General features: G+C 65.3%; 17 protein-coding genes, 3 rRNA genes and 1 pseudogene. 4 read left to right on the top strand and 17 right to left on the bottom strand.

The window, feature by feature from the left end; genetic code table 11:
* Nucleotides 1-18 precede the first annotated feature (18 nt).
* Both AC37TH_RS05125 and AC37TH_RS05120 read right to left on the bottom strand, forming a co-directional pair.
* Entirely contained in the window at nucleotides 19-1,116 is a 1,098-nt protein-coding gene (locus AC37TH_RS05125; RefSeq protein ID WP_490763262.1) for an AMP-binding protein, read from the bottom strand.
* 250 nt (nucleotides 1,117-1,366) lie between these two features.
* The gene (locus tag AC37TH_RS05120) at nucleotides 1,367-2,278 is read right to left on the bottom strand and encodes a 1,4-dihydroxy-2-naphthoyl-CoA synthase (RefSeq protein WP_490763261.1); all 912 of its coding nucleotides are present in this window, start codon (nucleotides 2,276-2,278) and stop codon (nucleotides 1,367-1,369) included.
* Between the two features lie 56 nt (nucleotides 2,279-2,334).
* Between AC37TH_RS05120 and AC37TH_RS05115 the strand changes: the two genes are divergently transcribed.
* Complete coding sequence (locus AC37TH_RS05115; protein ID WP_490763260.1) at nucleotides 2,335-3,327, top strand: o-succinylbenzoate synthase; 993 nt, start codon at nucleotides 2,335-2,337, stop codon at nucleotides 3,325-3,327.
* Between the two features lie 19 nt (nucleotides 3,328-3,346).
* On the opposite strand, the gene AC37TH_RS05110 is transcribed toward AC37TH_RS05115, so the two are convergent.
* From AC37TH_RS05110 to AC37TH_RS05065, 10 genes are all read right to left on the bottom strand, one after another.
* A complete protein-coding gene (locus tag AC37TH_RS05110; RefSeq protein WP_490763259.1) occupies nucleotides 3,347-4,369 on the bottom strand; it encodes an HAD-IIA family hydrolase in 1,023 nt (340 codons plus the stop codon).
* Nucleotides 4,344-5,363: a hypothetical protein gene (locus tag AC37TH_RS05105; RefSeq protein WP_490763258.1), complete on the bottom strand. Its 1,020-nt coding sequence runs from the start codon at nucleotides 5,361-5,363 to the stop codon at nucleotides 4,344-4,346. Before AC37TH_RS05105 ends, AC37TH_RS05110 begins: the two co-directional genes overlap by 26 nt.
* 1,249 nt (nucleotides 5,364-6,612) lie before the next feature.
* Nucleotides 6,613-6,729 (bottom strand): 5S ribosomal RNA (gene rrf, locus AC37TH_RS05100).
* Nucleotides 6,730-6,866: 137 nt separating this feature from the next.
* A 23S ribosomal RNA gene (locus AC37TH_RS05095) occupies nucleotides 6,867-9,983 on the bottom strand.
* 457 nt (nucleotides 9,984-10,440) lie between these two features.
* A 16S ribosomal RNA gene (locus AC37TH_RS05090) occupies nucleotides 10,441-11,964 on the bottom strand.
* Together the 16S, 23S and 5S rRNA genes form the textbook arrangement of a ribosomal RNA operon.
* Nucleotides 11,965-12,705: 741 nt before the next feature.
* Nucleotides 12,706-13,779, bottom strand: coding sequence for a c-type cytochrome biogenesis protein CcsB (gene ccsB, locus AC37TH_RS05085; protein ID WP_490763257.1), 1,074 nt, complete (start codon nucleotides 13,777-13,779; stop codon nucleotides 12,706-12,708).
* 9 nt (nucleotides 13,780-13,788) lie between these two features.
* Nucleotides 13,789-15,414 carry a cytochrome c biogenesis protein ResB gene (gene resB, locus AC37TH_RS05080; RefSeq protein ID WP_490763256.1) on the bottom strand — a complete coding sequence of 542 codons (1,626 nt, stop codon included), beginning with the start codon at nucleotides 15,412-15,414 and terminating at the stop codon, nucleotides 13,789-13,791.
* A complete protein-coding gene (locus AC37TH_RS05075; protein ID WP_490763255.1) occupies nucleotides 15,398-16,138 on the bottom strand; it encodes a cytochrome c biogenesis CcdA family protein in 741 nt (246 codons plus the stop codon). The genes resB and AC37TH_RS05075 overlap by 17 nt, the downstream gene beginning before the upstream one ends.
* Nucleotide 16,139: 1 nt before the next feature.
* Nucleotides 16,140-16,748, bottom strand: a complete 609-nt coding sequence (locus AC37TH_RS05070; RefSeq protein ID WP_490763254.1) for a TlpA family protein disulfide reductase — start codon at nucleotides 16,746-16,748, stop codon at nucleotides 16,140-16,142.
* Entirely contained in the window at nucleotides 16,745-17,452 is a 708-nt protein-coding gene (locus tag AC37TH_RS05065) for a histidine phosphatase family protein (protein WP_490763253.1), read from the bottom strand. Before AC37TH_RS05065 ends, AC37TH_RS05070 begins: the two co-directional genes overlap by 4 nt.
* Before the next feature lie 121 nt (nucleotides 17,453-17,573).
* Between AC37TH_RS05065 and aspS the strand changes: the two are divergent.
* Nucleotides 17,574-18,888, top strand: a pseudogene (gene aspS / locus AC37TH_RS05060) (aspartate--tRNA(Asn) ligase).
* Here the strand turns inward: aspS and AC37TH_RS05055 are convergent.
* The gene (locus AC37TH_RS05055) at nucleotides 18,818-19,570 is read right to left on the bottom strand and encodes a JAB domain-containing protein (RefSeq protein ID WP_490763252.1); all 753 of its coding nucleotides are present in this window, start codon (nucleotides 19,568-19,570) and stop codon (nucleotides 18,818-18,820) included. The pseudogene aspS and the gene AC37TH_RS05055 sit on opposite strands and share 71 nt — an antisense overlap.
* Before the next feature lie 178 nt (nucleotides 19,571-19,748).
* Between AC37TH_RS05055 and AC37TH_RS05050 the strand changes: the two genes are divergently transcribed.
* Complete coding sequence (locus AC37TH_RS05050; RefSeq protein WP_490763251.1) at nucleotides 19,749-20,936, top strand: acetyl-CoA C-acetyltransferase; 1,188 nt, start codon at nucleotides 19,749-19,751, stop codon at nucleotides 20,934-20,936.
* 53 nt (nucleotides 20,937-20,989) lie between these two features.
* Here AC37TH_RS05050 and AC37TH_RS05045 read toward each other — a convergent pair whose 3' ends face one another.
* Genes AC37TH_RS05045 through AC37TH_RS05035 form a run of 3 tightly spaced genes read right to left on the bottom strand, consistent with a single transcriptional unit; the run spans nucleotide 20,990 to nucleotide 24,636 of the window.
* Entirely contained in the window at nucleotides 20,990-22,138 is a 1,149-nt protein-coding gene (locus AC37TH_RS05045; protein WP_490763250.1) for a bifunctional 2-methylcitrate synthase/citrate synthase, read from the bottom strand.
* A 33-nt stretch (nucleotides 22,139-22,171) separates the two neighbouring features.
* On the bottom strand, nucleotides 22,172-23,071 hold the full coding sequence (prpB, locus tag AC37TH_RS05040) for a methylisocitrate lyase (protein ID WP_490763249.1): 900 nt from the start codon (nucleotides 23,069-23,071) through the stop codon (nucleotides 22,172-22,174).
* Nucleotides 23,071-24,636 (bottom strand): MmgE/PrpD family protein, encoded by a 1,566-nt coding sequence (locus AC37TH_RS05035; protein WP_490763248.1) that lies wholly within the window; start codon nucleotides 24,634-24,636, stop codon nucleotides 23,071-23,073. The genes prpB and AC37TH_RS05035 overlap by 1 nt, the downstream gene beginning before the upstream one ends.
* Before the next feature lie 104 nt (nucleotides 24,637-24,740).
* Between AC37TH_RS05035 and AC37TH_RS05030 the strand changes: the two genes are divergently transcribed.
* Entirely contained in the window at nucleotides 24,741-25,379 is a 639-nt protein-coding gene (locus tag AC37TH_RS05030; RefSeq protein WP_490763247.1) for a LysE family translocator, read from the top strand.
* 16 nt (nucleotides 25,380-25,395) lie between these two features.
* Here AC37TH_RS05030 and AC37TH_RS05025 read toward each other — a convergent pair whose 3' ends face one another.
* Entirely contained in the window at nucleotides 25,396-25,929 is a 534-nt protein-coding gene (locus AC37TH_RS05025; RefSeq protein WP_490763246.1) for a YbhB/YbcL family Raf kinase inhibitor-like protein, read from the bottom strand.
* Nucleotides 25,930-25,933: the final 4 nt, after the last annotated feature.

The raw sequence follows: 25,933 nt of genomic DNA, 5'->3' as shown, positions 1-25,933 counted from the left end.
GAATCGTAACAACAACCGCTATGCCGTTTCGTCCGGTCGCCGCCCGCTCCCCGCACCGGAACCACCCGCACGGCCCTCGGCAACGGGATGCGCTCCCCCTTCGCCGACGGCAGCCGCCGCGATCTTCCGCGCCGCGACGCGATCCGGTTTGCCGCTGCTGAGGTGGGGCAACGCATCCACCTGCACGATCCTGGCGGGTGCAGCAGCCCGCCCGACCGCTTCGGCGACCCGCGCACGCATCTCGGCGAGCGCAGTCGCTGCGACGGCGCTCCCCCGTTCGACGACGACGATGGGCACCTGCCCCCACTCCGCATCGTCGCCCGCGACGACCACGGCTCCGCCGAAGCCGTCCAGCGCCCGCACAGCCCCTTCCACCGAGTCGAGCAGCACTTTCTCGCCGCCCGAGATGATGACGTTGTCCGCGCGCCCGAGCACGGTCACCACACCGTCGTCGACGGTGCCCAGATCGCCCGTCCGGTACCAGCGCTGCCCGTCGGCCTCATGGAACGCCTCGGCTGTCCTGTCCGGGTCGCCGAGATATCCCTCCGCAAGCGCCGGCCCTGCGATCTCGAGCATCCCGTCCACCGCCCGCACGATCGTCGGCCCGATCGGCCGCCCGTCGTACACGCACCCACCCGCCGTCTCGCTCGACCCGTAGGTGCTCAGGATGCGCGCCCCCGCCGCCAGCGCACGCTCCCGCAGTTCGTGTGTCAGCGCCTGCCCACCGACCAGGATGCCGTCGAACCTCCGCAGCGCTGCGCCCACCACCCGGTCGCCTGCTTCTGTCGCAGCGACCAGCCGCGCCAGTTGCACCGGCACCACGGAGACGAACCGCAGATCGTGCTCCAGCTGCCCGGCCAGCTCGGCGAACCGCGCAGGATCGAAATGCCCGTCCCCGTAAAGGACGGGCTCCGTCTCCGCCGCGATCGAGCGCACGAGCACCTGCGCCCCCGCCACATAGTGCGCAGGCAGAGCGAGCAGCCACTGCCCCTGTCCGCCCATCGCCCCCGCCGACGCGGCAGCGCTCGCCAGCAGCGCGTCCGCCGACAGCGCCACCCGCTTCGGCACTCCCGTCGACCCCGACGTCTCGATCACGAGCGCAACGTTCTGCCCCACCCGCTCGTCCGCGCCAGGCCACACTCCCGCACCCGCACCCGCAGCCGCAGCCGCAGCACCATCACCCGCAGCCGCAGCCGCAGCACCATCACCCGCACCCGCACCGCCCGCACCACGGTCCCGAGGCACCACTGAGGGCCCACCCCCGCCGAGCGCCTCCCGCAGTGCTTCGAACACCTCCATCGGCCGCGACGATTCGACCACCCGCAGCGCTCGCGTCACATCACCCTCCGCGCTCGCACGATCCCGCTCAGAACTGCCACGGGAACGGCGACCAGTCCGGCTCCCGCTTCTCCAGGAACGAATCGCGGCCCTCGACCGCCTCGTCCGTTCCATACGCGAGCCGCGTCGCCTCGCCGGCGAAGACCTGCTGCCCCACCAGCCCATCGTCCACCGCGTTGAACGCGAACTTGAGCATCCTGATGGCCGTCGGCGACTTGGTCAGGATCTCGTTGGCCCAGTCCAGTGCCGTGCTCTCCAGCTCTGCGTGCGGCACCACCGCATTCACGGCACCCATCTCGTAGGCACGCTGCGCGGAGTACTCCCTCGCCAGGAAGAAGACCTCGCGCGCGTTCTTCTGACCGATCTGCCTGGCGAAGTACGCGCTCCCGTATCCGGCGTCGAACGACCCGACGTCCGCATCCGTCTGCTTGAACCGCCCGTGCTCGGCGCTCGCGATCGTCAGGTCGCAGACCACGTGCAGGGAGTGACCGCCCCCGGCCGCCCATCCCGGAACCACGGCGATCACCACCTTCGGCATGAACCGGATGAGCCGCTGCACTTCGAGGATGTGCAGCCGTCCGCTGCGCGCCGCGTCGATACCGGTGGCCGTCTCACCGTCCGCATACTTGTAGCCGTCGCGCCCGCGGATGCGCTGGTCGCCTCCCGAGCAGAAAGCCCACCCGCCGTCTTTCGGACTCGGACCGTTGCCCGTCAGCAGCACGACCCCGATCCGCGGATTGGCCCGCGCATCTTCCAGCGCCGCATAGAGTTCGTCGACCGTGCGCGGCCGGAACGCATTGCGCACCTCCGGCCGGTTGAACGCCACGCGCGCAACCCGGCCGTCGACATCGTGGTGGTAGGTGATGTCGGTCAGCCCGCCGAAACCGGCGACCTCATTCCACGCGCTCTCGTCGAAGATCTCTGAAACTGCTTGTGCCATACCCCCAGCCTACGGTTCACCGTTGCGGTGCGGACCGGTCGTGCCAGACTTGTGGAATGTTGCCCGAGCTCGCCGACCTGTTGACAAGTGCACGCGTCGTCGCGCTGCCGATGACATCCCGATTCCGTGGGATCACCGTCCGCGAGGCGGTGCTGTTCGAGGGTCCGGAAGGCTGGACGGAGTTCTCCCCGTTCGTCGAATACGACGACCGAGAGTCCGCCCACTGGCTGCACGCCGCGATCGACTTCGGCTGGCACGCCGCACCGACTCCCCTCCGCGACCGGATCCCGGTCAACGCGACCGTGCCGGCAGTCCCCGCCGATCAGGTCGCCGCGATCCTCGCCCGCTATCCCGGTGCGCGCACGGCGAAGGTCAAGGTCGCCGAACCCGGCCAGGCCCTCGCGGACGACATCGACCGGGTCCGCGCTGTGCGCGAGCACCTCGGCCCGGAGGGCCGGATCCGCCTCGACGCGAACACGCTCTGGAACGTCGACGAAGCCGAGCACGCCATCCACGCTCTCGCCCCGTTCGACCTCGAATACGTCGAGCAGCCCTGCGCGACCGTCGAAGAGCTCGTCGAGATCCGCCGCCGCACCGCATACATGGATGTGCCGATCGCCGCCGACGAGAGCGTGCGCAAGGCGTCCGATCCACTCGCCGTCGCGCGCGCGGGCGCCGCCGATCTGCTGGTCGTCAAAGCCCAGCCGCTCGGCGGCATCCATTCGGCGCTTCGCATCGTCGCGGAGGCCGGGCTGCCGGTCGTCGTGTCCAGCGCGATCGAGACTTCGGTGGGCATCGCCATGGGAGCGCACCTCGCAGCGGCTGTGCCGAGCCTGGAATTCGATTGCGGGCTCGGGACAGCGGCGATGTTCGTCGACGACGTCACCGACGAACCGCTTCTCCCGGTGGGCGGAAGCATCCCCGTCATCCGGCCGTCCGTGTCCGGTGCCAGGCTCGACACGCTCGCCGCCGACGACGAGCGCCGCGACTGGTGGCTCGACAGGGTGCGCCGCTGCTACCGCGTCGTGGAGCGGGCGACCGCTCTCTAAGCGCTCACCCTCCGGCTGTTCAGGTGTACAGCCGCTCCGGAACCTCGAGCCCGTAGATCGCCCGCCCGGACGCCCAGATCACAGCACACGCGGCGCGCAGCAGATCGAGTTCGTCGTCACCGTCGCTCAGGATGCGCACATCGTTGCCGTCGATCGACACGGAGGCGTTCCCGACGGTGGCCGTGCGCCCGTCCTTGCTGAAGTCGGTCACCGGATACGGCTCGCTCAGCCCGCGCAGATCCTTCAAAATGTAGGTCGGACGCGAATTCGCTTCGGCCGCGATGAGTTGCTTGGCAGTGTCGATGCCGGTCAGCACGAGCACCGAGTCGATCTCGGCCCGGTTCGCGCCGAGGATGTCCGTGTCGAGCCGGTCGCCGATGAACAGCGCCTTCGACGAACCGAATCGGGTGACCGCCTCCTCGAAGATGGCGACCTCCGGCTTGCCGGCGACGATGGGCAGTCGCCCGGCCGCTGTGTGCACAGCAGACACGAGCGTCCCGTTGCCCGGGGCGATCCCCCGCGCCACCGGGATGGTCCAGTCGGTGTTCGTCGCGACCCACGGCCGCTCCTCGTCCGTCCGGCCCTGCAGCGCGAACGCCGCTTCGGCGAGCTGCGTCCAGCCGATCTCGGGGGCGAAGCCCTGGATCACGGCCGCCGGGTCGTCGTCGGCCGAACGCGTGACCGCGAACCCGCCCTTCTGCACCTCGTCGACCAGGCCGTCACCGCCGATGACCAGGATGGTCGCCCCGGCCGGCACGTGCTGTGCGAGCAACCGGACCGCCGCCTGTGGCGAGGTCACCACGTCGCTTGGCTGCACATGCAGTCCAAGCTCGGAGAGGTGCGAAGCGACGGAGGCGTCGGTCCTGGACGCGTTGTTCGTGATGTAACCGACTCGCACGGTTTCAGCGACCTGATTGAGACTCTCGACCGCATACGGGATCGCGTCAGCGCCCTTGTACACGACCCCGTCGAGGTCAGCCAGCACCAGATCGACTCCATCGAGCGGGGTCACGGTCTTAGCGCTCCGGCGAAACAGGGCCATCGGTCGAGTCATCCTCCGCGTCGTCCTCATCGTCAGTTACAGCGGTGGCGGCGTCAGCCTCGGCCGCGTCGGTCGCAGCGGTGACGGCCTCGTCGACACTCTCCGCCTCGTCGCCGTCCAGCTCCTCATCGCCGTCGATGTCCTCGTCCTCATCCAGCTCGATGTCGTCCTCGAGCTCGATGTCGTCTTCCAGCTCGAGCACGGTCTCGGCATCCTCCTCAACGGATCCTGCGTCGCCGATCGCGATGCTGTCCTCCCCGTCGATGTCGAACTCGTATTCGTACTCTTCCTCGATCACGTCGACCGTCTCGTGCTCGTCCAGCGACAGGGATTCGCCGATGGCTTCCTCTGCCCGGGTGGCGCGCTCGCGCCACGCCTCGGAGTCTTCGGCGCGTCCGAGTTCGCCGAGCACGTCGGCGTACGCGTGGAACAGGTCCGGGCTCCAGCTGAAGGCCCTGTTCGGGTCGAGCTGAGGAATTTCCAGCTCGGCCAGCGCGGCCTCGGGCTGTTCGAGGTCGAGCCGCGCGCCGGACATCGCGATGGCGAGGGAGACCTGCACGTCGTTCGGAAGAGTCGCCCTGTCCACGGAGCGGCCCAGTTCGAGCGCCCTGTCCGGACGTCCGACGCCGCGTTCGCTGTCGACCATCAGAGCGAGCTGGTCGTTCAACCCGGAGATCCGGCGGTAGGTGCGAAGCTCCCGCAGCGCGAGAGCGTAGTCGCCCGTGGCGTATGCGGTGATCGCGAGCGTCTCCCTGACGACGGCGATGCGTCCAGCGCGCCGAGCAGCCGAGAGCGCGTGCGAGTGCGCGAGCTCCGGGTCTTCCTCGATCAGCTGGGCCGCCATCACCAGGTGGCGCGCCACCCAATCGGCGTTGTCCTTGCTGAGGGTCTTCAGTTCGACGCGCGCACCCTTGTCGAGGTCGCGTGCCTGCACGCTCTCGGGGATTTCGGGGTCGTCGTGGCGGGTGCGAACCGAACGAAGCTCACGCGCCATGCGCTCTTCTTCGGTGAGCTCGCGCTCGTAGTCCCTGGCGTCGCGGTCGCCGCGCGCCGGCTGGCCGTCCCGAGTCCACAGCTTGTCGCCACGGCCCCCGTCACGACCGTCGCGGCCCTTGTTGTGCGATCCGCCGTCGCGGTCGTACCCACGGCCACCCGACGGCGCTCCCCCGCGCTGCCCACCGGATGCGCCACGGTATCCGTCACGCTTCTCGCCATCGCGCGGAGCACCCCGGTACCCATCGCGCGATCCGCCGCTGCGCGGAGCACCCGCACCGTCACCGGCCCCGCGATACCCGCTCGAACGCTCGCCATCGCGACCGCCGCCCGCGCGGTAGCCGCCCTCACGAGGAGCACGATCGCCACGGTAACCACCCTGCGACCCACCCTCACGCGGGGCGCCAGAGCCACGGTAACCGTCACGCTGACCACCTTCACGTGGGCCACGGTCTCCGCGGTATCCGCCCTGCGACCCACCCTCACGAGGTGCACGATCGCCACGGTAACCACCCTGCGACCCACCCTCACGAGGAGCACGATCGCCACGGTAACCACCCTGCGACCCACCCTCACGCGGGGCGCCAGAGCCACGGTAACCGTCACGCTGACCACCTTCACGCGGGGCACGATCGTTGCGGTAACCGCCCTGCGACCCACCCTCACGGGGTGCACGATAGCCATCACGCTGGTATCCGCTGGAACCGCGGTTGCCGTCGCTCGAGCCGCTGTCCCTACCGCGATATCCGTCGCGCGGCGCCGCATCCCGGTTCCCGCGATACCCGCCCTGCCCACCCTCGCGGGGGGCGCGGTCTCCGCGGTATCCGCTGGAACCGTCACGTCCGCCGTCGCGGGGGGCGCGATCTCCGCGGTACCCGCCCGACGAACGGTCGCCCGTACGGGCGCCATCGCGCGACGGACGCTCATCGCGGTATCCGCCGGAGCGCTGGCCGTCACGAGATCCGGAGCTCCGGTTCCCGTCCGAGGAGCCTCCGCGACTGCCCTGGTTCGGGCGGCCTGCTCCACTATCGGAGCGGCCCTTCCCGTCCCCTCGCGGGGCGCCGGAGCGTGCACCGGATGCGCCGCCCCGATTGTCGGCGCTGCGCGCGTCTCTCTGGTCGTCTGCCGGTGTTTCGCTCACGACTTCTCCTGTTGGGTGGCGGGATCGTTGCCCAGCCTACGTCGTTGGTTGTGTGGTGTTGTTAAATGCGAAATGGCCACCCATACGTGGGTGGCCATTTCTAAAAGGAGTCCGGCGGTGTCCTACTCTCCCACAGGGTCCCCCCTGCAGTACCATCGGCGCAGAGAGTCTTAGCTTCCGGGTTCGGAATGTGACCGGGCGTTTCCCTCTCGCTATGGCCGCCGAAACACTATTGATGTATCAAAGTGAACGGACCAATCAGCTGATTGGTTCGGTTCTCGACCGTACATCGAGAACCACATAGTGGACGCAAGCAATCTCATGGCCCCACACACCAGCCTTACAACATGTGTGTGAGTAATGATTATCAAGTTATCGGCTTATTAGTACCGGTCAGCTCCGTGGGTCTTTAGTCCCCACTTCCACATCCGGCCTATCAACCCAGTAGTCTAGCTGGGAGCCTCTCGCCCGAAGGCATGGAAATCTCATCTCAAGGCCGGCTTCCCGCTTAGATGCTTTCAGCGGTTATCCATCCCGAACGTAGCTAATCAGCGGTGCTCCTGGCGGAACAACTGACACACCAGAGGTTCGTCCAACCCGGTCCTCTCGTACTAGGGTCAGATCCTTTCAAATTTCCTACGCGCGCAGCGGATAGGGACCGAACTGTCTCACGACGTTCTAAACCCAGCTCGCGTACCGCTTTAAATGGGCGAACAGCCCAACCCTTGGGACCTACTCCAGCCCCAGGATGCGACGAGCCGACATCGAGGTGCCAAACCATGCCGTCGATATGGACTCTTGGGCAAGATCAGCCTGTTATCCCCGAGGTACCTTTTATCCGTTGAGCGACAGCGCTTCCACAAGCCACTGCCGGATCACTAGTCCCGACTTTCGTCCCTGCTCGACTTGTCAGTCTCACAGTCAAGCTCCCTTGTGCACTTACACTCGACACCTGATTGCCAACCAGGTTGAGGGAACCTTTGGGCGCCTCCGTTACTTTTTGGGAGGCAACCGCCCCAGTTAAACTACCCACCAGGCACTGTCCCTGAACCGGATTACGGTTCGAAGTTAGATATCCAGAGTGACCAGAGTGGTATTTCAACAATGACTCCACGAACACTAGCGTGCCCGCTTCACAGTCTCCCACCTATCCTACACAAGCCACACCGAACACCAATACCAAGCTGTAGTAAAGGTCACGGGGTCTTTCCGTCCTGCTGCGCGTAACGAGCATCTTTACTCGTAGTGCAATTTCGCCGAGTTCGCGGTTGAGACAGCTGGGAAGTCGTTACGCCATTCGTGCAGGTCGGAACTTACCCGACAAGGAATTTCGCTACCTTAGGATGGTTATAGTTACCACCGCCGTTTACTGGGGCTTAAATTCTCAGCTTCGCCTTACGGCTAACCGTTCCCTTAACCTTCCAGCACCGGGCAGGCGTCAGTCCGTATACATCGTCTTGCGACTTAGCACGGACCTGTGTTTTTAGTAAACAGTCGCTTCCCACTGGTCTCTGCGGCCGTCAAACGCTCCCGGAGCAAGTCCGTTCACGCCTCAGGCCCCCCTTCTCCCGAAGTTACGGGGGCATTTTGCCGAGTTCCTTAACCACGATTCTCTCGATCTCCTTAGTATTCTCTACCTGACCACCTGAGTCGGTTTGGGGTACGGGCGGCTGGAACCTCGCGTCGATGCTTTTCTTGGCAGCATAGGATCACCGATTTCGTCACTTAAGACTACCCATCGTGCCTGGCCCTGAATGAGAGACGGATTTGCCTATCTCTCGGGTTACACACTTAGACCGGGACAACCATCGCCCGGCTCGGCTACCTTCCTGCGTCACACCTGTTAAGACGCTAACCGCACCAGCATAGGGTCGTGTGCTAGGCCCACACGTCTCAGCCCGAAGGCCTCGATCACGGGGATTCAGACACTTAGCATTACTGGATTAGTTTGGGCGGTTCTTCGCCGGTACGGGAATATCAACCCGTTGTCCATCGACTACGCCTGTCGGCCTCGCCTTAGGTCCCGACTTACCCAGGGCGGATTAGCCTGGCCCTGGAACCCTTGGTCTTTCGGAGGACGGGTTTCTCACCCGTCTTTCGCTACTCATGCCTGCATTCTCACTCGTGTAGCGTCCACGGCTGGTTCACACCGCCGCTTCACTCGCCACACGACGCTCTCCTACCCATCAACACGGCTGGACCACGAAGGCCTACCACTAATGTCAATGCCACAACTTCGGTGGCGTGCTTGAGCCCCGTTACATTGTCGGCGCGGAATCACTTGACCAGTGAGCTATTACGCACTCTTTCAAGGGTGGCTGCTTCTAAGCCAACCTCCTGGTTGTCTGTGCAACTCCACATCCTTTCCCACTTAGCACGCGCTTAGGGACCTTAGTTGGTGGTCTGGGTTGTTTCCCTCTCGACGATGAAGCTTATCCCCCACCGTCTCACTGCTGCGCTCTCACTTACCGGCATTCGGAGTTTGGCTGACGTCAGTAACCTTTTAGGGCCCATCGGCCATCCAGTAGCTCTACCTCCGGCAAGAAACACGCAACGCTGCACCTAAATGCATTTCGGAGAGAACCAGCTATCACGAAGTTTGATTGGCCTTTCACCCCTATCCACAGCTCATCCCCTCCATTTTCAACTGAAGTGGGTTCGGTCCTCCACGACGTCTTACCGTCGCTTCAACCTGGCCATGGATAGATCACTTCGCTTCGGGTCTAGGACATGCGACTGAATCGCCCTATTCAGACTCGCTTTCGCTACGGCTACCCCTCACGGGTTAACCTCGCCACATATCGCTAACTCGCAGGCTCATTCTTCAAAAGGCACGCTGTCACCCCTACAAGGAGGCTCCAACGGTTTGTAAGCAAACGGTTTCAGGTACTATTTCACTCCCCTCCCGGGGTACTTTTCACCTTTCCCTCACGGTACTTGTCCGCTATCGGTCATCTGGGAGTATTTAGGCTTATCAGGTGGTCCTGACAGATTCACACGGGATTTCTCGGGCCCCGTGCTACTTGGGATACTCTTCACGCCATCAGAACATTTCGGCTACGGGGTTGGCACCCTCTATGACTGGCCTTTCAAAACCATTCGCCTATATTCATCTGTAACGTTCACTGTTCGGCAGAAGCAGCAGAAAAGTCCCACAACCCCGACCATGCAACGCCTGCCGGCTATCACACATGATCGGTTTAGCCTGATCCGGTTTCGCTCGCCACTACTAACGGAATCGCTTTTGCTTTCTCTTCCTGTGGGTACTGAGATGTTTCACTTCCCCACGTTCCCTCTACCCGCCCTATATATTCAGGCGGGAGTCACTGGGTCACCCAAAGGGCCCAGCGGGGTTTCCCCATTCGGAAATCCTCGGATCAAAGTTCGTTTATCAACTCCCCGAGGCTTATCGCAGATTACTACGTCCTTCTTCGGCTCCAGATGCCAAGGCATCCACCGTTTGCTCTTAGAAACTTGAAATCACATGAGTTTTAGAATCGATCGTTGCACCGAATAAATCCGGCACAAGATTGACCAATGATTAGTCGGAACACCCCGAAAGGTGTTCCTAAAATCTTTTGTGATCCGAGACTCGAAAGTCTCGAATCTAAGATGCTCGCGTCCACTGTGTAGTTCTCAAAGTACGGGCGGTACCTTCTCCGCCGGCCCAGTTATGGCCAACAAGAAAAGGTCCAGAGGTTCGTTTCCCGCCCATTCGGACGAGGCCCGGTCCCTCAGGACCCAACAGCGTGCATGTGCAGAACATCCCTGCCCTAGCCCGTTCCAACCCCCGAAGGAGCGTACTGAGTCCAGGACCAACCAGTCCCACACCATTGTCAATGTTCCACCCATGAGCTACCAGCGAGAACGAACGTCTCGATCTGGCGCCTGGACACCACCAGCGTCTTTCAACACCGGGATGCCAGATGCTCCTTAGAAAGGAGGTGATCCAGCCGCACCTTCCGGTACGGCTACCTTGTTACGACTTAGTCCTAATCACCGATCCCACCTTCGACGGCTCCTCCCACAAGGGTTAGGCCACCGGCTTCGGGTGTTACCGACTTTCATGACTTGACGGGCGGTGTGTACAAGGCCCGGGAACGTATTCACCGCAGCGTTGCTGATCTGCGATTACTAGCGACTCCGACTTCATGAGGTCGAGTTGCAGACCTCAATCCGAACTGAGACCGGCTTTTTGGGATTCGCTCCACCTTACGGTATTGCAGCCCTTTGTACCGGCCATTGTAGCATGCGTGAAGCCCAAGACATAAGGGGCATGATGATTTGACGTCATCCCCACCTTCCTCCGAGTTGACCCCGGCAGTCTCCTATGAGTTCCCACCATTACGTGCTGGCAACATAGAACGAGGGTTGCGCTCGTTGCGGGACTTAACCCAACATCTCACGACACGAGCTGACGACAACCATGCACCACCTGTTTACGAGTGTCCAAAGAGTTGACCATTTCTGGCCCGTTCTCGTATATGTCAAGCCTTGGTAAGGTTCTTCGCGTTGCATCGAATTAATCCGCATGCTCCGCCGCTTGTGCGGGCCCCCGTCAATTCCTTTGAGTTTTAGCCTTGCGGCCGTACTCCCCAGGCGGGGCGCTTAATGCGTTAGCTGCGACACGGAAACCGTGGAATGGTCCCCACATCTAGCGCCCAACGTTTACGGCGTGGACTACCAGGGTATCTAATCCTGTTCGCTCCCCACGCTTTCGCTCCTCAGCGTCAGTTACGGCCCAGAGAACTGCCTTCGCCATCGGTGTTCCTCCTGATATCTGCGCATTCCACCGCTACACCAGGAATTCCATTCTCCCCTACCGCACTCTAGTCTGCCCGTACCCACTGCAGACCCGAGGTTGAGCCTCGGGATTTCACAGCAGACGCGACAAACCGCCTACGAGCTCTTTACGCCCAATAATTCCGGACAACGCTTGCACCCTACGTATTACCGCGGCTGCTGGCACGTAGTTAGCCGGTGCTTTTTCTGCAGGTACCGTCACTTTCGCTTCTTCCCTACTAAAAGAGGTTTACAACCCGAAGGCCGTCGTCCCTCACGCGGCGTTGCTGCATCAGGCTTTCGCCCATTGTGCAATATTCCCCACTGCTGCCTCCCGTAGGAGTCTGGGCCGTGTCTCAGTCCCAGTGTGGCCGGTCACCCTCTCAGGCCGGCTACCCGTCGTAGGCTTGGTGAGCCATTACCTCACCAACTACCTGATAGGCCGCGAGTCCATCCTTGACCGAAATTCTTTCCACGCACAGGAGATGCCTCCGTGCGTCATATCCGGTATTAGCTTCCGTTTCCGGAGGTTATCCCAGAGTCAAGGGCAGGTTACTCACGTGTTACTCACCCGTTCGCCACTAATCCCCCAGAGCAAGCTCCAGGATCATCGTTCGACTTGCATGTGTTAAGCACGCCGCCAGCGTTCGTCCTGAGCCAGGATCAAACTCTCCATTAATGTTTAGCTCCACGAGCCGCAAAACGACTCGGGAAACATTGTGCGAGAAGCGGACCGGAATAGGCCTGTTCTCCCCGCGAGTTGATCTGACTAGTTTCGAATATCTACTGACATTCTGTATCTAATCCAAAGGAATCTCTTACCCAACCGAAGTCAGGTACGAGGTTATTTGGCATTTGACAATGTGCACGCTGTTGAGTTCTCAAGGATCGGACGCACCCACCATCCCGCATCACACGGTCAAAATGGGGCAACCTGTCTACCTTACCACTTTCTATCTGAATGTCAACTCGACCGATCCGCGATTCTCAGTGACACCATGAAGGTGCGACCGAAACACGCCAATCGAGCAACAAACCAGCTCGAAGAGTGAGGGTTACCATCCTAAGCCAAACAGGCGCATTTGAACAAGTTCAAGCGCTTGCTAAGTTTTAGGAGTTGGTCCCACTTGAGGCCGGGGAGCAGTTCCGCTCTCCCGCACCTTTGGGGTGACAAGTGATTACTTTACGTAGCTCTCGGTGGCGTCGCAAATCGCGCCCGCATCCCGGGCGTGTCGACCGGATTCTGGTCCTCGGTCACGGAAAGGCGATCCCCGGCACGCCAGCTCTCACGTGGCTCGCCGGGCTCGAGGGCGGTCGTTTCGTGACCCTGGCCAGTCCACCGGGTCGCGGGTCGAGTCGACGCGACGAAACAAAAAAGCGACGGCGCACGAGTGTGCGCCGTCGCTTCGAAGGTCCGGGTTCAGAGACCCGAGTAGGCGTGAAGGCCCTTGAAGAAGACGTTGACGATGCCGAAGTTGAAGAGCACTGCGGCGAAGCCGATGATGGCGAGCCAGGCAGAGCGGGAACCGCGCCATCCACGGGTCGCACGCGCGTGGATGTAGCCGGCGTAGATCACCCAGATGATGAACGTCCAGACTTCCTTGGTGTCCCAGCCCCAGTAACGACCCCAAGCCTTCTCCGCCCAGATGGCTCCGGCGATCAGGGTGAAGGTCCAGGCGATGAAGCCGACGATGTTCACCCGGTATGCCAGGTTCTCCAACGCGGTCGAGGTCGGAAGGGTCGCCAGGAACTTGAACTGCTGCGGCTGGGACTCTGCGACCTGGCGCTCTCGCCTGACCTGCAGCAGCTGGAGGCCTGAGAGCGCGAAGCCGAGCGCGAAGAACGCCGTGCCTAGCACGGCGACGATGATGTGGATGACCAACCAGTACGACTGAAGCGCGGGCTGCAGCGGCACGACGGGGACGTAGTACCGCAGGAGCGCGATCCCCTGCAGGACCAGCACCAGCCCCATCACGAAGGTGCCGAGGTACTTGACGTCCCACTTGAGGTTCACAACGAGGAAGACGCCGACGATGACGAGGGTCCCCGTCATCGAGAACTCCCACATGTTGGCCCACGGGACCCGGTCGGCGGCGATGCCCCGGAGGATCGTCGCCACCAGGTGGAACGCCCAGCCGATGATGGTGAGCGTGAACGCCCAACGCATCGATGTCGACGAGTCGGAGCCGTACAGCAGGTCGTCCTCGACCCTGGTGCTGATCCGGGACGAGAGCCTGCCGAGAGCCGAGGTGGGCGCCCTGCCCCCTGAATCCGCGGGGCCGTCAGACGCGGTGATGGTCGCCGTGTTCGATCTGGCCGGCGCAGCGACCTCGGTTCGACGCGCGACGGCGCTCGGGACGAGAGAGGCTTCGACGGCTGTCGCTCGTGCCCCCCGGCGCGACAGATCGAGTGCGAACGCGATGAACGCGGCCGCGTAGATTCCCATGGCCGCGTAAATGAACACGGTCGATAGCTGAGCCAGGGTTTCGGTCACAATGCAAGCCTAAGTGTTTCGTGGGCGGGTGAGGGCGTCGGCGTGAGCATCGGCGACGGATTGGACGGCTGCGGCGAGGTTCGGATCCTCACCGCGGGCCAGGCCGGCGTACTCGATGGTGAGCGAGCCGTCCTCGTTCTCGATGGCCTTCACCCAGAGCCGGCGGCGCGGGACGAAGAGGGCGACGAGCAGGCCGGCGAAGATCAGGATCGCGAACGTGAGCACCCAGCCCTGCGCCGGGTCGTGGTGCACATCCAGGGACGCGTAGCGCTTCACGTTGTCGAAGCTGACGGTGCCGAGCCCGTTCGGGAGGTCGACCGTCTCCCCCGGCTTCAACTGCAGCGCCTTCGTCTTGGTCGGCGGACCGGCCAGCTGTTTGAGCGAATCGGTGTTGAGGCTGTAGACGGACTGCGGCACGCCGCTGTCGACACCGAGGTCTCCCACGTAGACGTTCAGGCTGAGGAGCGGATCGCGCAAACCGGGGAACGTGGAGGTGAGGGCGCCCTTGGCGGTGGAGCTGTCACCGACGGTCGGATAGAAGAAGCCGATCATCCCGAGCTGCTGCTTGAGGCCGTCGGGGACCTTCACGAAGCCGAGCGAGGTGAGCCGCGCATCCTGAGGGAGGAACGGGACGGTGTCGGTGAAGGCCACCTTGCCGTCCGGGTCGCGCACGGTGATGGTCGGCGCGTAGCCGTTGCCGAGCAGGTACACGTTCGTGCCGCCGATCGCCAGCGGCTCGTTGACCTTGATCGTTGTCTTGCTGTTGGCGTCGCCCGGCCCCTTGGTGGTGACGTGCGCGGTGTAGTCGAGCGGCTGGCCGAGGGCGTTGACGTTCTTGGTCTCGTAGTCGACGACGAGCTTGTCGACCGTGATCGAGAACGGTTCAAGGGAACCGTCGGTGAAGAACCGGCCGGGGTTGAACGAGTTGAACGACGGCAGACTGTTGACGAAGCTCTGTCCCTCGACCACGACCTTCTGGCCGGTGAAGCCGAAGCCCCCTCCGACGCCGATGGCGACGAGCACCCCGAGGAGCGCCGTGTGGAAGACGAGGTTGCCCGTCTCGCGGAGGTAGCCGCGCTCGGCGGAGACCGACGTGGAACGTGCGTCCTCGTAGACGGCGACCCGGTATCCGGATTTGCGGAGGACGTCGCGTGCCGCGGCGATCGGCTCCGGGCCGTTCCGACGGAGCTCGGCCGGGAGGATGCGGGCCTGGAAGCCCGCCATGCGGGTGAGCCGCACCGGCGTCTTGGGCGGCTTGGCGCGCAACGCATCGAAGTGGTGCTTGGTGCGCGGGATGATGCAGCCGATGAGCGACGCGAACAGCAGGAGGTAGATCGCGGAGAACCACACCGAGGTGTAGACGTCGAACGCCTGCAGCTTGTCGAGGAACGGCGCGATGTCCGGGTGATCGGTGAAGTACTGAGTGACGCCGTTCGGGTCGGAGCTCCGCTGCGGAACGAGCGAGCCGGGCACCGCCGCGATGGCGAGCAGCAGCAGGAGGAACAGCGCCGTGCGCATGCTCGTGAGCTGACGCCAGAACCAGCGCATCCAGCCGGCGAAACCGAGCTTGGGCTGCTCGATCTCAGGCTGGTGCCGCGGTGGCGCGGAGTCGATGTGGTCAGAGGGCCGGCTCAAAACCTTGAATCACCGCCAGGAATTGGGACATGAGCTGGCTCCAGATGCCGGATGCCATGAGGATGCCGATGATGACGAGCAGGACGCCGCCGATGATGTTGATGGCACGGATGTGCCGCTTGAGGAACGTGACGGAGCCCGCCACCCAGTCGAAGCCGAGGGCCACGAGGAGGAACGGGATGCCGAGGCCGATGCAGTAGAAGAGGCCGAGGAGCGCTCCGCGCCACGGCGAACCGCTGCCGACGCTCAGCGCGCTGATCGCGGCGAGGGTCGGCCCGATGCAGGGAGTCCAGCCGAGGCCGAAGACGATGCCGAGCAGCGGGGCGCCGATGAGGCCGGTCGCCGGGCGCCAGGTGGGCTTGATCGTTCGCTGCAGGAAGGAGAACTGGCCGATGAAGACGAGGCCCATCACGATGACGAGAACGCCGAGGATGCGGATGACAACCTCTTGCCAGCGCACGAGCCAGAGGCCGAGCGCGCCGAACGCCGCACCGTAGGCGACGAAGACGATGGCGAAGCCGAGGATGAAGAGGGCGACGCCCGTCAGCAGGCGCGAACGGTCGCGTTTGGCTCCCAGGTCGGTGAAGCCGCCGACATAGGCGAGGTAGCCGGGCACGAGCGGCAGCACGCACGGCGACGCGAACGAGACGAGACCGGCGAGGACAGCGACGGGCAGCGCGAAGAGCAGCTGGCCGCTGAAGACGATCTCTCCGACTCCACCCACGTCAGTTCTTCTCGGCGACAGCGTCGGAGATGAGCGAGTTCAGGGTGCTGGAGTCTGGCAGCGCACCGAGGATGCGCGCGGCGACCCTGCCCTTCTTGTCGATGACGAGCGTGGTCGGCGTGGCCTTCGGCGGGACGGTCTTGCTGAACGCGAGGAGCATGGAGCCGGTGTCCCTGTCGAGGACGGACGGGTACGTGACCCCTTTGTCCTTCTCGAAGCTCGCGGCTGTGCTCTCGGTGTCGTAGAGGTTCACACCGAGGAAGTCGACGCCGTCGCCCTTGTACTTCTGGTAGAGCGACTGAAGGAAGGGGGCTTCGACCCGGCACGGCGGGCACCCCGCGTACCAGAAGTTGACGATGAGGACGTCGCCGGCGTAGTCCTTCGACGAGACGGGGGTGCCGTCTGCCAGCTTTCCGCTGAACTCGACGGCGGCGCCGCGGCTGTCCGCAGCGAACTCGCTGACCGTGCCGTCGCCCGCGATGTAGTTCTGGCCGGTGCCTGCGCGGTATTGGCTGGCGAGGCCGTCGGAGGACGTGCATCCACTGAGGACGAGGGCCGCGGACGCAGCCACGGCTGCGAGCGGGATCAGAAAGCGGGAGCGGCGGTTCACACGGCCCCCACATCGGTGGCTGCTGCACTCAGGTCTGCCGCCGGTTCGACGTAGCCGACCTCGATGATGCGCACGACGGGCGCTCCGTTCTCTGGGTGCGCGGACTCCGGTGTCTGCTGGGTGGGCTCTATCGCTTCGGGCTCCATGATCGTGCGCTCGAAGGTGGTGATGGACGACAGGGCGCAGCGGCGCTTGCGCGGGTCGTGCCAGAAACGCTCGCCGGCGACGGACAGATGCGTGACCCAGATCGGCAGCTGGTGACTCACCAGGATGACGTCGCCCGATTCGACGGAGTCGAAAGCGTCGTCGATCACCGCGAGCATGCGCTTCTCGATCTGCGTGTACGCCTCGCCCCAGCTCGGCCGGGCGGGGTTGATGAGGAACGGCCAGTTCACGGGCTTCTTGAGCGCCCGCGACATGACCGTGCCCTCGAAGTGGTTGGTCGGCTCGATGATGCGTTCCTCGATCACCGCATCCAGGGCGAACGCCGACGCGATGGGCGCCGCGGATTCGCGCGTGCGCTGAAGAGGGGACGCCAGAAGCGCGGAGATCGGGCGTTCGCGCCCGAGGAGTTCGTCCGCTGCCGCAGCGGCCATCTTGTGACCGAGTTTGGAGAGGCCGAAGCCCGGCAACCTGCCGTACAGGATGCCGTCGGGGTTGAACACCTCTCCGTGACGGACGAGGTGAACCTGGCTTGCTACCACGGAACCAGTCTACGGAGGCGTTTGCCTTGAATTTACTGAGCGCTGGCACGGGAGCCCCCAGGACGGGCCGCCCGGGCTGTATTGACGGACGGTAGGCTTGTGGCTCGTGACTGCACGCGTATTGATCAAGGACCTGGCCGCCTCCCCCGACGGCCCCGTGACCGTAGCCGGCTGGGTGGAGACGGTTCGCGACCAGAAGAAGGTGCAGTTCGTCGTCCTCCGCGACGAGAGCGGCGCCGTTCAGCTCGTGAACCCGCGCAACGTGGACGCCGACGGCGTGGTGATCGCCGACGAGCCTGCCACCACGATCTCCGGCCTGGCGCAGGGCAGCTTCGTGCGCGCCACCGGCGAGCTCAAGCACGACGAGCGCGTGAAACTCGGCGGCATCGAGATCAAGTTGTCGACGCTCGAGGTGGAGGCTGCGGCCATCCCAGAGACCCCGATCGCGGCGGACAGCGGCATCGACAAGCGCATGGACTGGCGCTTCCTCGACCTGCGCGAGCCGAAGAACAACCTCATCTTCCGCATCCAGACCACGTTCGAAGCACGCGCTCCGTGAGTACTGGGTGAACAACGACTTCGTCGAGATCCACACTCCGAAGCTCATGGCCAGCCCGAGCGAGTCGCGCGCAGAGCTGTTCGAGGTCGAGTACTTCGACACCACCGCGTACCTCTCGCAGAGCCCGCAGTTCTTCAAGCAGATGGCGCAGTCGGCAGGCTTCGGCAAGGTGTTCGAGATCGGCCCGGCGTTCCGCGCGGACCCCAGCTTCACCAGCCGTCACGCCACGGAGTTCACGAGCGTCGACGCCGAGGTGAGCTGGATCGACAGCCACGAAGACGTGATGAAGCTGCACGAGGACCTCATCGTCGCCGGATTCACGGCGGTCAAGGCGAAGCACGGCGAGCAGATCAAGGAGCTGTTCGACGTGGAGGTGACGGTTCCCACCACGCCGTTCCCGCGCATCCCGTTGGCGGAGGCGAAGCGGATCGTTGCGGAGCGCGGCTACGAGGTCCCCCGTCACGACGACGACATGGACCCGGAGGGCGAGCGCCAGATCTCGGCGTACGTGAAGGAGACGTTCGGGCACGAGTTCGTGTTCCTGACGGACTACGCGTCGAGCATCCGGCCGTTCTACCACAAGCGCCACGACGACGACGCGTCGCTGACCAACAGCTACGACCTGATCTTCAACGGCGTCGAGATCTCGACAGGCGCCCAGCGCGAGCACCGTATCGACGTGCTCGAAGTGCAGGCGCGCGAGAAGGGCCTGGACCCGGAGGAGCTCGGCTTCTACCTCGACTTCTTCCGCTACGGCGTTCCGCCGCACGGTGGATTCGGGATGGGGCTCGCCCGCGTGCTGATGCTCATGCTGCACCTGTCGAACCTGCGCGAGACGACGTACCTCTTCCGCGGCCCGACGCGCCTGCTGCCCTAGCGTTCGCCGCGGGCATGGCCATCCACTGGTCGCCCGCGACGAGGATGTGCCCGAGGAAACGCAGGCCGATGGTCGCTGCCGCCTGATCGAGGCGGCGGGTGAGCATGAGGTCGGCGACGCTCGGGTCGAGGGTGCCGCCCGGATGGTTGTGGGCGACGGCGAACGATCGTCCTCCCCTGGTGAGGACGGCCTGGAGCACGTCGGCCGGTTGGACGGAGACGTCGTCGACCCCGCCGTCGCGGACGAGCACGAGTTCGAGCGGACGCGAAGCGCGGTCGGCGACCACGACGACGAACCGCTCACTGTCCCGGTGCAGGAGCTCCGGGCGGACGATGCGGGCCACGGCGTCGTGGTCGACCAGCCTGGTCCACGTCGACGATGCTCCTGCCCTGCGCCAGATCTCGGTGATGGCGACGAGCCTGCCCGCTGTGGCCGGTCCGACTCCCGGCAGGTTCTCGAGCCTGGCGAAATCCATGGTCGCGAGCCCGGGAAAGCCTCCGGTGCGACGCAGGATCGAGCGGGAGAGGCCGAGGACGCTGCGGCCCGACTGGCCGGAGCCGAGCACGAGGGCGAGCACTTCGTCGTCGGTGAGTGACCCGACGCCGATGCGCCGCATCCGCTCACGCGGTCTGTCGTGGGGTGGGACATTCGCTAATGACTCCTCGTCTTCCTCTTCGGACATGAGCCAACGGTACGAACGACAGACGATGCGAATCGGCGCCCCACGAAATCTGTGGACAACCGAAGGTTGTGGATAACGTGCGGCCGACCTGACCGCCCGCCGGTGTGAGAATGGGAGGGAGTCGGCCACAAGCCGAACCGAGGCAGAGAAGCCGCACGAAGGCCACGAAGGAGTCGCCATGACCAGTCCGCAGGACGTCGTCATCCTGTCCGCCGCCCGCACACCGCAGGGCAAGATCCTGGGGGCGCTCGCCTCCCAGACCGCGGTGCAACTGGGCGCCGTCGCACTGCGGAAGGCGCTGGACGAGTCCGGCGTCGGAGCCGCGGCGGTCGACGCGGTGATCTTCGGGCAGGTGCTCCAGGCGGGCGCCGGACAGAACCCGGCACGGCAGACCGCCATCGCCGCCGGGATCGGCTGGGACGTTCCGGCCGTGACGATCAACAAGGTCTGCCTCTCGGGGCTCGCTGCCGTGATCGACGCCGCACGGCTGATCCGCGCCGGAGAAGCGACGGTGGTCGTGGCCGGAGGGCAGGAGTCGATGACGAACGCGCCGCACGTGCTCCCCGGCTCGCGGAAGGGCTGGAACTACGGGTCGATCTCCGCGCTCGACTCCGCGGCGCACGACGGGCTGACCGACGCGTTCGAGGGAATCTCGATGGGCGCCTCCACGGAGCGGTACACGTCGGAGCTCGGACTGACCCGCGAGGCGCAGGACGCATTCGCCGCGGCGTCGCACCAGCGCGCGGGGGCCGCCGCAGCATCCGGAGTGTTCGCCGACGAGATCGCGCCCGTGAGCATCCCGCAGCGGAAGGGCGATCCGGTGGTCGTCAGCGCGGACGAAGGGGTGCGGCCGGACTCGACGGCGGAGACGCTCGCGGGGTTGCGGCCGAGTTTCGCGACGGACGGGACGCTGACGGCGGGCAACTCGTCGCCGCTGAGCGACGGCGCCGCGGCTCTGGTGCTGACCAGCCGGGAGAACGCGGAGCGGCTCGGGCTGGAGTGGCTCGCGGTGGTGGGAGCGTCCGGACAGGTGGCAGGGCCGGACAACTCGCTGCACTCGCAGCCGTCGCACGCCATTTCCGCGGCGCTCGACCGCGCCGAATGGGTGGTCGACGAGTTGGACTTCGTGGAGATCAACGAGGCGTTCGCCGCGGTGGGGCTGCAGTCGATGGCCGACCTGGGGCTGGATGCTGCACGCGTGAACATCCACGGGGGTGCGATCGCGCTCGGTCACCCGATCGGCGCATCCGGCGCCCGGCTGGCGGGGACGGCGGCGCACGAGCTGGCCAGACGCGGCACGGGGAAGGCCGCGGTTGCGCTGTGCGGCGGCGGCGGTCAGGGTGAGGCGCTGCTGCTCTGGCGCTGACAGGCAGCGCGTGAGGTTCGAGCGGGGGCGCCGGTGCTCCCCCGCTCCCGCGCCTAGTCCGTCTCGTCCGTCTCGTCGGTCGGCAGGTGCCGCTCCTCCGCGCCGTTGTAGAGGGAGAGCGGGCGGATCAGCGAGTTCGAGGCGTACTGCTCGAAGATGTGCGCGGTCCAGCCGGTGATGCGCGCTGCGGCGAAGAGCGGCGTGAAGGTGGCGGTGTCGAAGCCCATCAGGTTGTAGGCGGGACCGGACGGGTAGTCCAGGTTCGGCTTGATGTTCTTGCGGTCGTTCATCGCGGACTCGAGGGCGTTGTAGAGGTCGAGCATGTCCTGGCGGTCGTAGTGCTCGGTCAGCTTCTCCAGGGCCGCCTTCATGGTGGGGACGCGGGAATCGCCGTTCTTGTACACGCGGTGGCCGAAGCCCATGATCTTGCGCTTGGCGGCGAGGGCGTCGTCGAGCCACGCCTCTGCGCGGTCGGCGACCTCGATCTCGTCGAAGGCGTGCATGACGGCCTCGTTCGCGCCGCCGTGCAGCGGGCCCTTGAGGGCGCCGATGGCTCCGGTGACGGCCGAATACACGTCTGACAGCGTGGAGGCGATGACCCGCGCCGTGAAGGTCGAGGCGTTGAAGGAGTGCTCCGCGTACAGGACGAGCGAGACGCGGAACGCATCCACCACCACATCGTCGGGGACCTCGCCGAACGTCATCCAGAGGAAGTTGCGGGAATAGTCGAGGTCGTCCCGCGGCTCGACGGGTTCCAGTCCGCGGCGGCGACGCTGGTCGTAGGCGACGATGGTCGGCAGCTGCGCGAGCAGGTAGAGGGCGCGGCCGTCGTTCAGCGACGGGTCGAGGATGCCGTCGGTGTGTCCGAGGGTTTCGTCGAGGGAGCCGATGTGGCTGACCGCCGTGCGCACCACATCCATCGGGTGGGCGGAGACCGGGATGTCGTCGATCGCGCGCTTGGTGCGCTCGTCCAGGGCACGCATCGAACGTTCGAGGGTCGCGAAGGCGGCCAGCTCGTCGTCGGCGGGCAGTTCGCCGTGCCAGAGCAGGAAGGCGACCTCCTCGAAGGAGCAGTTCGCGGCGAGCTCCTGCACGGGATAGCCCCGGTAGAGCAGCGAATTCGTCTCAGGATTGACACTCGAGATAGCGGTGGTGTCGACCACCACACCGGCGAGGCCCTTGTGGATCTCGGGATCGGTCATTGCTGCTCCTTCGGTGCTGCCGGTCGCGCGCTCTTAGCGCTTGACCTCGAAATTGAACACGGACGTGTCGAACGCGTTGTAGCCCTCGTAGTCAATCAGTTCGTAGAGGTCCGCGCGATGCTGCATTTCGCCCAGTTTTGGTTCGAGGGTTCCGCTGTCGAGCAGCTGGTCGAGGCCGCGTTCGGCGGCTCCCATCGCCAGGCGCAGCAACGAGACCGGCCAGATCACGATGTTCACGCCGACGTCGCGCAGCTGTTCGACCGTGAACAGGTCGCTTTTGCCGAACTCGGTCATGTTCGCGAGCATCGGAACGTCGATGGCGTTGCGGACGGCCTCGAACTCGCCGAGATCGCGCATCGCCTCGGGGAAGATCGCGTCTGCACCCGCATCCACGAGGGCTTTCGCCCGGTCGATGGCCGCCTCCAGACCGTCGACGGCGCGGATGTCGGTGCGCGCCATGATCAGCAGGTTGGAGTCGCGGCGGGCGTCGGCGGCGGCACGGATGCGCTTGAGGGCGGTGTTCTCGTCGACGACCTGCTTGCCGTCGAGGTGGCCGCACCGCTTGGGATTGACCTGGTCCTCGATGTGGAGACCGGCGACGCCGGCGTCTTCGAGGGTCTGCACGGTGCGCGCCACGTTCATCGGCTCGCCGAATCCGGTATCGGCGTCGACGAGCGCGGGAAGATCGGTCATGCGGGCGATCTGGGCTGAGCGACCGGCCACCTCGGTGAGCGTGGTGAGCCCGATGTCCGGCAGGCCGAGGTCTGCGCTGAGGACGGCGCCGGAGATGTAGACACCTTCGAAGCCCTTCCGCTCGATGAGCCTGGCGCTGAGCGGGTTGAACGCGCCGGGCATCCTGATCAGTTCGCCGGATGCGAGACGGGCACGGAACGCTGCGCGCTTCTCGTGCGCAGGGACGGAGGAGTACAGCATCAGAAGAGTCCCTTCGGGGTGGGGATGCTCGCGAGCAGGCCGGGCTTGGCGGTGATGGTGAGGCCGCCGAGTTCCGCGGCGGTCAGCTCTGGGAGCCGCTGCGCGGTGTCGAGGAAGCGGTCGATCTCGGCGGGTTCGAGGACGTCGGAGGCGAGCATCCGGAACTTGGCGACGTAGTCGGCGCGGGCGAACGGCCTGGCGCCCAGTGGATGCGCGTCGGCGACGGCGATCTCGTCGGTGATGACGTTGCCGTCGGCCAGGCGGATCTCGACGCGTCCGCCGAACGCCTTCTCTGCCGGGTCGAGCGAGTGGTAGCGGCGGGTCCACTCCGGGTCTTCGGTCGTGGTGACCTTGCCCCAGAGCTCGACGGTCTCCGGACGCTGGGCGCGCGACGGGAGGTAGGAGTCGACGTGATGCCAGCCGCCGTCCTGCAGGGCGACGGTGAAGATGTACGGGATGGAGTGGTCGAGAGTCTCGCGGGACGCGGTGGGATCGTACTTCTGCGGGTCGTTCGCCCCGGAGCCGATCACGAAGTGGGTGTGGTGACTCGTGTGGATGACGATGCTGTCCACCCGCGATGGGTCCGCCGCCTCCGGATGCTCGCGGTGCAGCTTGCGCGCGAGGTCGATCCAGGCCTGCGCCTGATACTCGGCGGAGTGCTCCTTCGTGTACGAGTCGAGGATGGCGCGCTTGGCCTCCCCGTGCTCGGGCAGCGGGACCTCGTAGCGCGCATCCGGACCGTCGAGCAGCCAGGCGATCACGCCGTCCTCTCCCTCGTAGATCGGGGTGGGACTGGTCTCGCCGCGCATCGCCCTGTCGATGGCCTCGACGGCCATCTTGCCCGCGAACGCGGGGGCGTGGGCTTTCCAGCTGGAGATCTCGCCCTTGCGGGACTGGCGGGTGGCGGTGGTGGTGTGCAGGGCCTGGCCGATGGCCTGGAAGATGGTGGCCGTGTCCAGACCGAGCAGGGTGCCGATCCCGGCCGCGGCGGAGGGGCCGAGGTGGGCGACGTGGTCGATCTTGTGCGCGTGCAGGCTGATCGCCTTCGCGAGGTCGATCTGGATCTCGTAACCGGTCGCGATGCCGCGGACCAGGTCGCGGCCGGTGAGCCCGAACGCGCGAGCGGCGTGCTGGGCGACGGCGGTGATCGGCGGGATGTTGTCGCCGGGGTGCGAATACTCGGCGGCGAGGAAGGTGTCGTGGTAGTCGAGCTCGCGTACGGCGACACCGTTCGCCCACGCTGCCCACTCCGGGCTGACGCGGAGCGGCTGCGGCTCGCCGAAGACGGTGGAGCCGTCCTGGGGACGCCGGTCGGTCAGCTCTTCCAACTGCCTGGCGGGCAATGGATGCGCGACCGCCTGCGAGCGCGCGGAGACGACCGGCCGGCGGGTGAGAGACGCGGCGGCGACGGCGGCGTTGTCGATGACCCGGTTGATCACCATCTCGGTGACCTCGGAGGTGACCTCGACCGGATCGGCGGCGACCTCGGCGATCTTCCAAGCCAGCTGGTCCTGGCGGCTGAGATTCTCTTCGCTTTTGTGCACGCGCACGTTGTGGAGCTTCACGATACGAACCTACCTCGCCGGGGTGGGGATGCGGGTGGCGGTGGGGTTGCCTGCCGGTTGCCGGATGCCGGGCGGGGGGCGGACCGGGGGGATACGCTGTGCGCATGGTTCCCGGCCCTTCGCTGCTCGCGTTCGCGATCGCATCCGTTGCGTTGATCGTCATTCCTGGGCCGAGCGTGCTGTTCGTGATCGGGCGCTCGCTGTCGCTCGGGCGCGTCGGCGGGCTGCTGAGCGTGCTCGGCAACGCGCTCGGGATGCTACCGCTCGTGATGGCGGTGGCGCTCGGGATCGGAGCGGTCGTCGCGCAGTCGATCGTGGTGTTCACGATCATCAAGTTCGCCGGGGCCGCGTACTTGGTCTATCTGGGGATTCAGGCGATCAGGCACCGGAGGCACACGGCGGTGACGCACGAGGCGACGCCGCCGGCGCGATCGCGGGTCCGCATCCTGGCCGAAGGGTTCGTGGTGGGACTCACCAACCCGAAGACGCTGGTGTTCTTCGTCGCCGTGCTGCCGCAGTTCGTCGACTACGAGGCGGGGAGCATCCCGGTGCAGCTGTTCGAGCTGGGGGCGGTGTTCCTGGTGCTCGCGCTCGCCTGCGACAGTGTGTGGGCGCTCGCGGCCGGGGCCGCCCGAAACTGGTTCGGGCGATCGCCGAAACGCGTCGAACGGCTCGGTGCGGCCGGTGGCGTGATGATGATCGGGCTGGGCGGGGTGCTCGCGCTGACCGGCAGCAAGCACTGACCGGGGGCACGCCTCGCTAGATGTCTCCTGCGGTCGCGACGGGGGTGATCACGGCGCGGCCCAGCGAGTGGAAGTGCGCGTTGAAGCCGAGGACGGCCGGGGTGGACTCCTTGTCGAGGTCGAGGTGGTCGACGTCGAGAGCGTGCACGATCACGTTGTAGTGGTGCGTGCCGGTTCCGGGAGGCGGGCCGGCACCGGTGAAGCTTTTCGAGCGCAACTCGTTCGAGAGCATCGCCGCGCCCTGCGGAAGGTTCGCTCCGCCCTCGGCGCCGGCGTTCGCATCCAGAGTGGTCACCGACGCGGGGATGTTGTACACGGCCCAGTGCCAGAAACCGGAGCCGGTCGGCGCATCCGGGTCGTGGATGGTCACGGCGAAACTCTTGGTCCCCTCCGGGAAACCGGACCAGGACAACTGCGGCGAGATATCGCCTCCGCCACCGCCCGCGCCCCACTGGGCCTGCGCGAGAGGGCGGCCCTGGGCGACGTCGTCGCTGGTGACGGTGAACTGAGGCACGGCGCCGAAGCGCTCCAACGGATCTTCAACGGTCATACGA

This window comes from Leifsonia sp. McL0627 (genome assembly GCF_058244615.1).
Note: the sequence above shows the minus strand (reverse complement) of the source record. Positions and strands in the feature narration are given on the sequence as shown.

Bases quoted from the DNA above. Each gene is read 5' to 3' on its own strand.
- AC37TH_RS05120 (WP_490763261.1), bottom strand. From the start codon at position 2,278: ATGGCACAAGCAGTTTCAGAGATCTTCGACGAGAGCGCGTGGAATGAG.
- AC37TH_RS05115 (WP_490763260.1), top strand. From the start codon at position 2,335: ATGTTGCCCGAGCTCGCCGACCTGTTGACAAGTGCACGCGTCGTCGCG.
- AC37TH_RS05110 (WP_490763259.1), bottom strand. From the start codon at position 4,369: ATGGCCCTGTTTCGCCGGAGCGCTAAGACCGTGACCCCGCTCGATGGA.
- AC37TH_RS05105 (WP_490763258.1), bottom strand. From the start codon at position 5,363: ATGGCGCGTGAGCTTCGTTCGGTTCGCACCCGCCACGACGACCCCGAA.
- AC37TH_RS05055 (WP_490763252.1), bottom strand. From the start codon at position 19,570: ATGTCCGAAGAGGAAGACGAGGAGTCATTAGCGAATGTCCCACCCCAC.
- AC37TH_RS05050 (WP_490763251.1), top strand. From the start codon at position 19,749: ATGACCAGTCCGCAGGACGTCGTCATCCTGTCCGCCGCCCGCACACCG.
- AC37TH_RS05045 (WP_490763250.1), bottom strand. From the start codon at position 22,138: ATGACCGATCCCGAGATCCACAAGGGCCTCGCCGGTGTGGTGGTCGAC.
- prpB (WP_490763249.1), bottom strand. From the start codon at position 23,071: ATGCTGTACTCCTCCGTCCCTGCGCACGAGAAGCGCGCAGCGTTCCGT.
- AC37TH_RS05030 (WP_490763247.1), top strand. From the start codon at position 24,741: ATGGTTCCCGGCCCTTCGCTGCTCGCGTTCGCGATCGCATCCGTTGCG.
- AC37TH_RS05025 (WP_490763246.1), bottom strand. From the start codon at position 25,929: ATGACCGTTGAAGATCCGTTGGAGCGCTTCGGCGCCGTGCCTCAGTTC.